This is a genomic window from Streptomyces hainanensis (assembly GCF_004348415.1).
Taxonomy (GTDB): domain Bacteria; phylum Actinomycetota; class Actinomycetes; order Streptomycetales; family Streptomycetaceae; genus Streptomyces; species Streptomyces hainanensis.
Window position 1 is genome coordinate 1 of the sequence record NZ_SMKI01000284.1, and the last position, 10,226, is coordinate 10,226.

Annotated in this window: 11 protein-coding genes; 8 read left to right on the top strand and 3 right to left on the bottom strand. The window is 75.1% G+C overall.

The window, feature by feature from the left end; genetic code table 11:
- Positions 1-47: 47 nt before the first annotated feature.
- Positions 48-1,865, bottom strand: coding sequence for an AMP-dependent synthetase/ligase (locus E1283_RS23650; RefSeq protein ID WP_132820148.1), 1,818 nt, complete (start codon positions 1,863-1,865; stop codon positions 48-50).
- A gap of 182 nt (positions 1,866-2,047) precedes the next feature.
- Between E1283_RS23650 and E1283_RS23655 the strand changes: the two genes are divergently transcribed.
- The 5 genes from E1283_RS23655 (at position 2,048) to E1283_RS23675 (ending at position 6,241) form a co-directional block, all read left to right on the top strand.
- Complete coding sequence (locus tag E1283_RS23655; RefSeq protein WP_132820149.1) at positions 2,048-2,494, top strand: SRPBCC family protein; 447 nt, start codon at positions 2,048-2,050, stop codon at positions 2,492-2,494.
- On the top strand, positions 2,491-3,729 hold the full coding sequence (locus E1283_RS23660; RefSeq protein ID WP_132820150.1) for an ArsA family ATPase: 1,239 nt from the start codon (positions 2,491-2,493) through the stop codon (positions 3,727-3,729). Before E1283_RS23655 ends, E1283_RS23660 begins: the two co-directional genes overlap by 4 nt.
- Before the next feature lie 44 nt (positions 3,730-3,773).
- Entirely contained in the window at positions 3,774-4,343 is a 570-nt protein-coding gene (locus E1283_RS23665) for a DUF5304 family protein (protein WP_132820151.1), read from the top strand.
- Between the two features lie 243 nt (positions 4,344-4,586).
- Positions 4,587-5,528 (top strand): ROK family glucokinase, encoded by a 942-nt coding sequence (locus E1283_RS23670; protein ID WP_132820152.1) that lies wholly within the window; start codon positions 4,587-4,589, stop codon positions 5,526-5,528.
- Between the two features lie 14 nt (positions 5,529-5,542).
- The gene (locus tag E1283_RS23675; RefSeq protein WP_132820153.1) at positions 5,543-6,241 is read left to right on the top strand and encodes an endonuclease/exonuclease/phosphatase family protein; all 699 of its coding nucleotides are present in this window, start codon (positions 5,543-5,545) and stop codon (positions 6,239-6,241) included.
- Positions 6,242-6,264: 23 nt separating this feature from the next.
- Here the strand turns inward: E1283_RS23675 and E1283_RS23680 are convergent, their stop codons facing one another.
- Complete coding sequence (locus E1283_RS23680; RefSeq protein ID WP_132820154.1) at positions 6,265-6,786, bottom strand: hypothetical protein; 522 nt, start codon at positions 6,784-6,786, stop codon at positions 6,265-6,267.
- Positions 6,783-7,553, bottom strand: coding sequence for an alpha/beta hydrolase (locus E1283_RS23685; protein WP_132820155.1), 771 nt, complete (start codon positions 7,551-7,553; stop codon positions 6,783-6,785). The genes E1283_RS23680 and E1283_RS23685 overlap by 4 nt, the downstream gene beginning before the upstream one ends.
- An 87-nt stretch (positions 7,554-7,640) precedes the next feature.
- Here E1283_RS23685 and E1283_RS23690 point away from each other — a divergent pair, with 87 nt between their 5' ends.
- Genes E1283_RS23690 through E1283_RS23700 form a run of 3 tightly spaced genes read left to right on the top strand, consistent with a single transcriptional unit; the run spans position 7,641 to position 10,206 of the window.
- The gene (locus E1283_RS23690; protein WP_243745055.1) at positions 7,641-8,444 is read left to right on the top strand and encodes a lysophospholipid acyltransferase family protein; all 804 of its coding nucleotides are present in this window, start codon (positions 7,641-7,643) and stop codon (positions 8,442-8,444) included.
- A 5-nt stretch (positions 8,445-8,449) separates the two neighbouring features.
- Complete coding sequence (gene macS / locus E1283_RS23695) at positions 8,450-9,571, top strand: MacS family sensor histidine kinase (protein ID WP_132820156.1); 1,122 nt, start codon at positions 8,450-8,452, stop codon at positions 9,569-9,571.
- The gene (locus E1283_RS23700; protein WP_132820157.1) at positions 9,568-10,206 is read left to right on the top strand and encodes a response regulator; all 639 of its coding nucleotides are present in this window, start codon (positions 9,568-9,570) and stop codon (positions 10,204-10,206) included. The genes macS and E1283_RS23700 overlap by 4 nt, the downstream gene beginning before the upstream one ends.
- Positions 10,207-10,226: the final 20 nt, after the last annotated feature.

The window sequence follows — 10,226 nt, forward strand, 5'->3', positions numbered from 1 at the left end:
GAACAGAGGGGCGGGGGGTGGGGGAGGCCCACCGCCGTGACCCGCGGCTAGGCCGCGCCCCCGTACAGCGCGTCGATCTCCGCCGCGAAGTCCTTCGTCACCACATGCCGCCGCAGCTTCATCGACGGCGTCAGGTGGCCGCCGGACTCCGTGAACTGGTCGGGGAGCAGGCGGAAGCGGCGGATGGACTCGGCGCGGGAGACCGCCGCGTTGCCGTCGTCGACGGCCGCCTGGACGGCGGCCAGCAGCTCCGGGTGCCGGAGCAGCGCGTCGTGGTCGAGGTCGGCGAGGCCGTGTTCCGCCGCCCAGCGGGGGAGGAACACCTCGTCGAGGGTGATCAGCGCCGCCACGTAGGGGCGGCCGTCGCCGACCACCAGGCACTCGGCGATCAGGGCGTGGGCCCGGACCCGGTCCTCGATGACGGCCGGGGCGACGTTCTTGCCGCCCGCCGTCACCAGGATCTCCCGCTTGCGGCCGGTGACCGTCAGATAGCCCTCGTCGTCGAGCGCGCCGAGGTCGCCGGTGTGGAGCCAGCCGTCCGACATCACCTCGCTGGTGGCGGGCTCGTTGTTCCAGTAGCCGTGGAAGACGTGGTCGCCGCGGACCAGGATCTCGCCGTCGTCCGCGATGCGCATCCTGGTGCCCGGCACCGGATGGCCCACCGTGCCGATGCGGGGCGCCTCGGCGGGGTTGAACGCGGTGGGGGCGCAGGTCTCGGTGAGGCCGTAGCCCTCGAGCACCGTGAAGCCGACGCCGCGGAAGAAGTGCCCGAGGCGCGCGCCGAGCGGCGCGCCGCCGCTGATGGCGTGGGTGGCGCGGCCGCCGAGCGCGGCGCGTAGCCGCCGGTAGACCAGGACGTCGAACAGCCGGTGCCGCAGCCGTAGCGCCAGCCCGGGGCCCGCCGGGGTGTCGAGTGCCCGGCTGTACGCCTCGGCGGTGCGGGCGGCCCGTTCGAAGATCGGGCCCCTGCCCTCCTCGTCCGCCTTGGCCCGTGCCGCGTTGTAGACCTTCTCGAAGACCCGGGGGACGCCCAGCATGAGGGTCGGCCGGTACGAGGCGAGGTCGTCGGTGAGGGTGGCCACGTCCGGCACGTGTGCCAGCTTGAGGGGGGCCATGAGGGCGGCCACCTCCACCATCCGCGCGAGGACGTGGGCCAGCGGCAGGAAGAGCAGCAGGGAGGCGTTCGGGTCCCGGACCAGCGGCCCCAGTTCGGCGACGGTGTTGCCGCAGACGGTGAGGAACGCCCGGTGCGTCAACACACAGCCCTTGGGCCGCCCGGTGGTGCCCGAGGTGTAGACGATGGTGGCCACCGAGTCGGGGGTGACGCCGGCCGTCGCCGCCGCGAGGTCGGCGTCCGCGACCTCGGACCCGGCCTCCGTCAGCCGGGCGATCGCGCCCGGCTCCCCGCCGTCCGGGTCGAGGCACCACACGGTGCGCAGCTCGGGCAGCCGGTCGCGCAGGGACGCCACGACGGGGAGGTGCCGCCCGTCCTCGACGACCACCGCGACCGCGCCCGAGTCGGACAGGTTCCAGGCGATCTGTTCGGGCGAGCTCGTCTCGTAGACCGGGACCGGGACCGCGCCGGCCGTCCAGATCGCGAAGTCGAGCAGGGTCCACTCGTAGCGGGTACGGGAGAGCAGCCCGATCCGGTCGCCGGGAGCGACACCCGAGGCCAGCAGGCCCTTGGCCACGGCCCGGACCTCGGCGAGGAAGGCGGCCGCCGTGACGTCGTCCCAGCCGCCGTCCGGCCGCCGCCGCGCGAGGACCGGGAGGTCGGGCGAACGCTCGGCGTTGACCCGCGGCACATCGGCGAGACCACTGTCGGCGGACACCTCGTAACGGGCCGGAAGACCGAACTCGCGCACTGACGCTCCTCGTTGTCGTGGACCGCGCCCTGGTTCACCGGGGAAGCCGGATATCTGACGCTTTGGGGTGCCCCTGGCGCAGGGTACTCCGCGTGGCGTCGGGCGCCTCGCGTCCCGAGCCCGCGACGGCGCGCGATAGCCTTCCCCAGAAGGCAGCGGGAGATTGGCAAGGAGCCATGGCCATGGCCGAGCACACCAGGTCGAGCATCACCATCGAAGCCACCCCGGCCGAGGTCATGGCGGTGATCGCCGACTTCGGCCGGTACCCGGAGTGGACGGGCGAGGTCAAGGAGGCCGAGATCCTGGCCAGCGGCGAGGACGGCCGCGCGGAGCAGGTCAGGTTGCTGCTCGACGCCGGGGCCATCAAGGACGAGCACACCCTCGCGTACGAGTACCCGGACGAGCGGGAGGTGCGCTGGTCGCTGGTGAAGTCCCGGATGCTGCGCGCCCTCGACGGCTCCTACCGGGTGGTCCCGGTGGCCGGCGGCAAGCACAGCGAGGTGACCTACCAGCTCACCGTCGACGTCAAGATCCCGATGCTGGGCAGCATCAAGCGCAAGGCCGAGAAGGTCATCATCGACCGGGCGCTCGCCGGGCTGAAGAAGCGCGTCGAGAGCGTCCCGGAGTGACCTCGGAGGGGCCGGGCGCCCGCACCCTGTTGGTGACGGGCCCCGGCGGGGACGGCGTCAGCACGGTCGCCGCCGCCACCGCGCTGGCCGCCGCCCGCGCCGGCGAGCCCACCCTGCTGCTCAGCCACGAGCCCGCCGGCCGGCTGGCCGCGCTGCTCGGCACCGCCCCGCCCGCCTGGCCCGAGGAACCCGCCCGACCGGCCGACGGCCTGTCCGTCGCCCGGATCGACTCGGGCTCCCGGTTCCGCGCCGGCGTGCTCGCCGCCCAGCGCCACGTCCGCCCGGCCCTGGACGCGCTGGGCGCCGGCGTGCTGGACGACGACGAGCTGACCGAGCTGCCGGGCACCGCCCCGCTGGCCCTGCTGCACGCGCTGCGCACCGCCCACGACGCCGGGCGCTGGGCGCTGGTCGTGGTCGACCTGCCGCCGGTGACCGACGCGATCCGCGCGCTGGCCCTGCCCGCCCAGCTCCGCCGCTACCTGCGCCGGCTGCTGCCGCCCGAGCGGCAGACGGCGCGCGCCCTGCGCCCGCTGGTCGCCCAGCTGCTCGGCGTGCCACTGCCCACCCAGAGCCTCTACGAGACCGCCGACCGCTGGGACGCGGAGCTCGCGGCCCTCCAGCGGCTCTTCGAGGGCCCGGGTGCCGCCGTCCGGCTCGTCCTCGACCCCACCGAGCGGTCCGCCGCGCAGGCGCGTGCCGCCCGCGCCGGCCTCGCCCTGCACGGCCTCGGCGTCGAGGCGCTGATCGCCAACCGGCTGCTCCCGACCGGCTCCGCGGCCCAGCTGCTCGCCACCCTGGCCGGCCAACAGCGGGAGCAGCTCGTCGAGTTCGGTGCCGCGACCGGCCTCGCCACGCACCACCACGTGCCCCACCTGGGCCGCCCGGTGCGCCCCGCCGACCTGGCCGGGCTGCCGCTGCCGCCCGTCGGCGAGCCGGGGGACGCCGGGCCCGCCGAGTCGGTGGTCGAGGACCGGCTGGCCGCCGAGGGGCTGCTGGTCTGGCGCCTGCCGCTGCCCGGGGCCGCCCGCGACGACCTCGGCCTGGTCCGCCGCGGCGACGAACTCCTCGTCACCACGGGCCCGTTCCGCCGGGCCCTGGCACTGCCGGCCGCGCTGCGCCGGTGCACGGTGGCCGGCGCCGCGTTCACCGACGCGTCCGAGCTGGCCGTCCGCTTCGCCCCAGACCCGGACCGCTGGCCGGACCGGGCGCTGACCGGGATCCCGCGGCCGGGCTGACCCGGGGTACCGTCGAGGCGACGGCACACGCATCGGAGGCCGCGATGAGCGACGACGCCGACCGGGAAGGTCGGGACCACCCCGAGGGCCGGGAGAGCCGGCACGACGGGAACGAGCAGGGGGCGCGGGGGCCGCGGCCCGTGGACGACGACGCCTGGGCCAGCGCCTGCGCCGAGGACCTGGCCGCCGAGCGGGAGCGTCGGCGCCGCGACCACGGCGGGACGCCGCCGCCCGGCGACGCGGCGGAGGAGCTGCGCAAGCTCGCCGCGGCCCTCACCGACCAGCTCGGCCGGTTCGGCCTCGGCGGCCTGGCAGGCGCCGGGTTGGCCGCGCAGGCCAGGGCCGCGGTGGAGCCGGTCCTGGAGCGGAACGCCGAGGCGATCCAGCACCTGGCCAACGCCGGCCAGGAGTTGCTGGCCGCCTACCGGTCGGCGGTGCTCTCCCAGGAGCAGCGCTGGACCCGGAGCGCCGAGCACCCCGAGCCGCCCGAGCCGCCCGCTCCTGACCAGTCCACCGAGTCCGCCGACGCGTCGGAACCCCCGACGCCCGCGGCGTCCACCGAGCCGGACGATCCGGCGCCCGGTGGCCCTTCGCAACGCATCGACCTGGACTGACGTGGGGGGGTTTGTCGGGCCCCGCTCGGGTACCGTGTTGTGCGAGCGGGGCTCCACTGACATCACCTGAGGGATCAGGGACATGTGACTCCGCTCCCCCCGCCCCAGGGAGGGGGGCTTCCAACCCGAAGGTCGCGGTCCAGCCCGAACCGACCCCTTCCGGGGCGCAAGTAACATGTCGAAGATCAGGGAAGCGATTCCCCCACCGGCCCGGGCCGGTGCTCCCCCGCGCTAGGAGATTCAGTGGGACTGACCATCGGCGTCGACATCGGCGGGACGAAGATCGCGGCCGGCGTGGTGGACGAAGACGGCACGATCCTCGACACGTGCCAGGTGCCGACCCCACCCACCCCCGAGGGTGTCGTGGAGGCGATCGCCCACGCCGTCAGGACCGTGGGCAGCGACTCGGCCGCCGAGGCGGTGGGCATCGGGGCCGCCGGCTACGTCGACGACAAGCGCGCCACCGTGCTGTTCGCGCCCAACATCGACTGGCGCCGTGAGGCGTTGAAGGACAAGGTCGAGCAGCGGGTCGGCATGCCGGTGGTCGTGGAGAACGACGCCAACGCGGCCGCCTGGGGCGAGTACCGGTTCGGCGCCGGCGCCGGCCACGACGACGTCATCTGCGTGACCCTGGGCACCGGCATCGGCGGCGGCATCATCATGGGCGGCCGGCTCTACCGCGGCCGCTTCGGCGTCGCCGGCGAGTTCGGCCACGTCCGGGTGGTGCCCGACGGGCTGCTGTGCGGCTGCGGCAGCCAGGGCTGCTGGGAGCAGTACGCCTCGGGGCGCGCCCTGGTCCGCTACGCGCGGCAGCGCGCCACCGCCACCCCCGAGGCGGCCGAGGTGCTGCTCGGCCTGGGCGACGGCACCGCCGAGGGCATCCAGGGCAAGCACGTCAGCGCGGCCGCCAGGCGCGGCGACAAGGTGGCCGTCGACTCCTTCCGCGAGCTGGCCCGTTGGGCCGGCGCCGGCCTCGCCGACCTGGCCTCGCTCTTCGACCCCTCGGCCTTCATCGTCGGCGGCGGCGTCTCCGACGAGGGCGACCTGGTGCTCGACCCCGTCCGCAAGTCCTTCCGCCGCTGGCTGGTCGGCGCCCGCTACCGGCCGCACGCCCAGGTGCTCGCCGCCCAACTGGGCAACCGGGCCGGCCTGGTGGGCGCGGCCGACCTGGCCCGTCAGGGCTGAGCCCGCCCGCCCGCATGCCGACCGAGGTGCGGCTCCTCAGCTACAACATCCGCTCCATGCGGGACGACACGGCGGCGCTGGCCCGGGTGATCCGGGCCTGCGCCCCCGACGTGGTGTGTGTCCAGGAGGCCCCGCGCTTCCTGGGCTGGCGCCGCAGGGTGGTCCGCCTGGGGCGGGCCACCGGCCTCTTCGTGGTGAGCGGCGGCGCCGCGGCCACCGGCCCGATGATCATGGCCGCGCCGCGGGCGCTGGTCGAGTCCGCCGGCGACCTCACCCTGCCCCACACCCCCGGGCTGCACCGCCGGGGCCTCGCCACCGCCGTGCTGCGATTCGCCGGCGGCGGCCGGCTCGCCGTCGTCAGCTGTCACCTGAGCCTGCGGGCCGCCGAGCGCCGCCGCCACGCGCCGCTGGTCGCCGACCGGCTGGCCGCGCTCGGCGCGCCGGCCGCGGTGTTGGCCGGCGACCTCAACGAGGACCCGGGTGGCGCCGCGTTCCGGCTCCTCACCTCGCGCGGCCTCCGGGACGCCTGGGAAGTCGCCCCCGACGGCGGCGAGTTGACCTCCCCGGCGGACGCCCCCGCCCGCCGGATCGACGCCGTGCTGTGCACCCGGCCGGTCACGGTGCTCGGTTGCGGCGTCCCCGCCGGGCCGGACCCGGCCGACCTGCGCGCGGCCACCGACCACCTGCCGGTGCTGGCCAGGCTCGCGATCTGAGCCGGACCCCCGGGAGGGCGGCGTCAGACGACGGCGCCGCTGCCCGGGTCCGTGAAGTCGTCGTCCCGACCGTCCCGCAGCCGGGTGATCAGCGTGGCGAAGCCGCCAAGGAAGCCGCCCACCCCCAGGGTGACGATCCACCAGCTCATCCGCTGCTGGAGCAGCACGGCGACGATCAGCAGCAGCGGGCCGCCGAGCACCGCGATCCACGCCAGCTTGGTGGTCAGGTCCGTCTCCGGCAGCGGCGGCGGCTCCGGCGGCACGAAGTGGTCCTCTTCCTCGTCCTCCGCGGCCTCCCAGTCCCGCGGGCCGGTCAGCGGTCCCGACGCGGGGCCGGCGCTCGCGGGCCCGGCCTCGGGGCCGTCAGCCGGCTCGGCCACCGGCACCCGGTCGACCGTGTCCGTCAGGTCGACCTCGCCCGCCTTCGGCCAGACGCCCGGCGGGTCGACCGGCTCCTCGCCGTAGCCGGCGACGATCTCGGCCCAGGCGGCTTCCTCGTCGATCGGGTCGCGGCCGTCGCCGCGCTCCTGGTCACGTTCCGTCACGGAGAGTCTTCCTTGTCGCGAGCCGGTGCAAGCCGGGTGATGAAGGCGTCCGTCTCTTGAAAGATACGCTCCGCGTCGTGATCCAGGGTGGCCACGTGAAAGCTGGCCGGGAGCAGCAGTTCGGTCACGTCCGTGGAGGACACCCGGGAGCGGACGAGGTCCGCGTCCCCCGGCGCCAGCACATGGTCCCGGGCGCTGCGCATCAACAGCAACGGCTGTGTGACCCGGGGCAGTTCGGCCCGCACCAGGGCCTGGAACCGGCGCAGCGAGTGGGCGGCGTGCAGCGGCACCCGGTCGTAGCCGGACTCGGCGACCCCCTTCTTCGCTATGTCCGAGACGATCCCCTTCGTGCTGGGCACCAGATGGCGCAACACCGGCAGCAGGAAGCCCGCGGGCGAGGGGAACGTGACCCCGGGATTGACCACGGCGACGCCGGCGACGCCCGTGCCGTGCCGGGCCGCCAGCCGCAGCGCCAGCGCCCCGCCCATCGAGAGCCCGCAGACGAACACCGTGGCACAGCGGCGGCGCAGCTCCCGCAGTTCGCGGTCGACGGTCGCGTACCAGTCCTCCCAGCCGGTGCGCTGCAAGTCCTGCCACCGGGTGCCGTGCCCGGGGAGCAGCGGCAGTGAGACCGTGAGACCGCGGTCCGCCAGATACTCGGCCCAGGGGCGCAGCGAGTGCGGGGTGCCGGTGAATCCGTGGCACAGCAGCACCCCGGTCGACGAGCCGTCGTGGGTGAAGGGCTCGGCCCCGGGAAGAAGGCGCATCGTCTGCTCGCTCCGATCGTGGGCGTAGGGCGCCAGTAACCCTATTCCCCAGTAAGGTCGGGTCATAGAACACAGGAGGTTGACGGGGTGCTGTACGGGGCGATGAAGATGTCCGTGGGGGCCGGGCTCAAGGTGGTCTTCCGCCCCTGGGTGGAGGGGCTCGAACACGTGCCGACGGAGGGGCCCGCGATCCTCGCGAGCAACCATCTGTCGTTCTCCGACTCCTTTTTCCTACCGGCCGTGCTCGACCGCAAGGTCACCTTCATCGCGAAGGCGGAGTACTTCACCTCGCCCGGCGTCAAGGGCCGGCTCACGGCGGCTTTCTTCAGGGGCGTGGGCCAGCTGCCCGTGGACCGCTCCGGCGGGCGCGCCGCGGGCGAGGCCGCGATCCGCAGCGGCGTCTCGGTGCTGGAGCGCGGCGAGCTGTTCGGCATCTACCCGGAGGGCACCCGCTCGCCCGACGGCCGCCTCTACCGTGGCAAGCCGGGCGGCCTGGCCCGGATAGCGCTGGCCACGGGCGCGCCGGTGATACCCGTGGCCATGATCGACACCGAGAAGATCCAACCGCCGGGCAAGGTCGTCCCCAGGGTGATGCGGCCCGGCATCCGCATCGGCGAGCCGCTCGACTTCAGCCGCTACGAGGGCATGGACGAGGACCGCTTCATCCTGCGCTCCGTGACCGACCAGGTCATGTACGCGATCATGAAGCTCTCGGGCCAGGAGTACGTGGACATCTACGCCTCCGTCGCCAAGAAGATGATCTCCGAGGCCGCCAAGCGGGACGCCGAGGACGCCAAGCGGGAGGCCGAGGAAGCGAAGCGTGCCGACGCCGGGGACGCGAAGCGGGCCGACGCCGACGGCCCGCGGGAATCCGGGGACGCGGGGGAGTAGCGCGCATGTCCGTGGAGCGGCCGTTGTGGCGCGCCCTGACCGGCTACCGGCTGCTGACGCTCTGCTACGCGCTGGTGCTGTTCCTCCTCGCCCACGACGACTACGGCCGCCCCCTGCTCGGCGGCGGCTACCTCCTCGTGCTGACGCTCTGGACCCTGCTGACCACCCCCCTGGTGTCCTCGGCGGAACGCTGCACCCCCCGCTTCCTGGCGCTCGACCTGACGATGGCGGTGGGCGGCACGATGCTGACCCTGGCCGCCGACCCGCGCGCCGCCGTCGGCCCCACGCTGCCGTCGATCTGGGTGGCCGGCCCGGTGCTGGCCGTGGCCCTCAAGGGCGGCTGGCGCTGGGGCGGCGCGGCGGCGGTCGGCATGGGCGCCGCCAACCTCGCCGAGGACGGCCGGTTCTCCGGCACGGCCCTGCACAACGCGGTGCTGGTCTGCGTGGCGGCCGTCGCCATCGGCTACGTGGTGGAGGTGGCGCGGGCCAGCGAGCGGGCGCTGGCCAGGGCGCTGCGGATCGAGGCCGCCACCAGGGAGCGGGAGCGGCTGGCCAGGGACATCCACGACGGCGTGCTCCAGGTGCTGGCGATGGTGCAGCGGCGCGGCACCGCGCTCGGCGGCGAGGCAGCGGAGCTCGGCCGGCTCGCCGGCGAGCAGGAACGCGCGCTGCGGACGCTGGTCACGGGCGTGGCCCCGGCCGCCCCACCGGCCACCGGTGACCTGACCGCGCTGCTGGCGTGCGCCGCCGGGCGCGGCGACCGCGTCACGTTCTCCGGACCCGGCACCCCGGTGGAACTGTCGGCGCACGCCGCCCGCGAGCTGACGGCGGCCGTCGAGGCGGCGCTCGACAACGTCCGCCGCCACGCGGGCGCGGCCGCGAGCGCGTGGATACTGCTGGAGGACGAGCCCGACGCGGTGCTCGTCACGGTGCGCGACGACGGCCCGGGCATCCCGCCCGGCCGACTGGCCGCCGCGGCGGCCGAGGGCCGCCTCGGCGCGGCCCAGTCCATCCGGGGCCGGCTCCGCGACCTCGGCGGCGACGCCGCGTGGGCGTCCGTGCCGGGCCAGGGCACGGAGGTCGAGTTGCGGATGCCGAAGGGCGCGGGAGAGGGAGGGAACCCATGAGGGTGATGGTGGTCGACGACCACCCGATGTGGCTGGACGCGGTGGCCAGGGACCTGGGCGAGGCTGGCATGGAGGTGGTCGCCACCGCCGGCGACGGCCCCCAGGCCGTACGGCGCGCGCGGGCCGCCCGCCCCGACGTCCTGGTCCTCGACCTCAACCTGCCGGGCCTGCCGGGCGCCGAGGTCTGCCGGCAACTCGCCGGTGAGGTACGGGTGCTGGTGCTGTCGGCGAGCGGCGAACAGCGGGACGTACTGGAGGCGGTGAAGGCCGGGGCCACCGGCTACCTGGTGAAGTCGGCCAGCGCGGCCGAACTCGTCGACGCCGTCCGCCGCACGGCGGCCGGCGAACCCGTCTTCACCCCCGGCCTCGCCGGCCTCGTCCTCGGCGAGTTCCGCCGCCTGGCCGCGGCGTCCGACTCCACCGAGGCGACCGACACCGACGTGCCGCACCTCACCGACCGCGAGACGGAGGTACTGCGGCTCGTGGCCAAGGGCCTCACCTACCGCCAGATCGCGGAACGGCTGGTCATCTCGCACCGGACGGTGCAGAACCATGTGCAGAACACGTTGGCGAAGCTGCAGTTGCACAACCGGGCGGAGTTGGTGCGGTACGCGATCGAACGGGGCCTGGACTAGGGGTTTCCCCCACCCACCCG

Bases quoted from the DNA above. Each gene is read 5' to 3' on its own strand.
- E1283_RS23655 (WP_132820149.1), top strand. From the start codon at position 2,048: ATGGCCGAGCACACCAGGTCGAGCATCACCATCGAAGCCACCCCGGCC.
- E1283_RS23665 (WP_132820151.1), top strand. From the start codon at position 3,774: ATGAGCGACGACGCCGACCGGGAAGGTCGGGACCACCCCGAGGGCCGG.
- E1283_RS23675 (WP_132820153.1), top strand. From the start codon at position 5,543: ATGCCGACCGAGGTGCGGCTCCTCAGCTACAACATCCGCTCCATGCGG.
- E1283_RS23685 (WP_132820155.1), bottom strand. From the start codon at position 7,553: ATGCGCCTTCTTCCCGGGGCCGAGCCCTTCACCCACGACGGCTCGTCG.
- macS (WP_132820156.1), top strand. From the start codon at position 8,450: ATGTCCGTGGAGCGGCCGTTGTGGCGCGCCCTGACCGGCTACCGGCTG.
- E1283_RS23700 (WP_132820157.1), top strand. From the start codon at position 9,568: ATGAGGGTGATGGTGGTCGACGACCACCCGATGTGGCTGGACGCGGTG.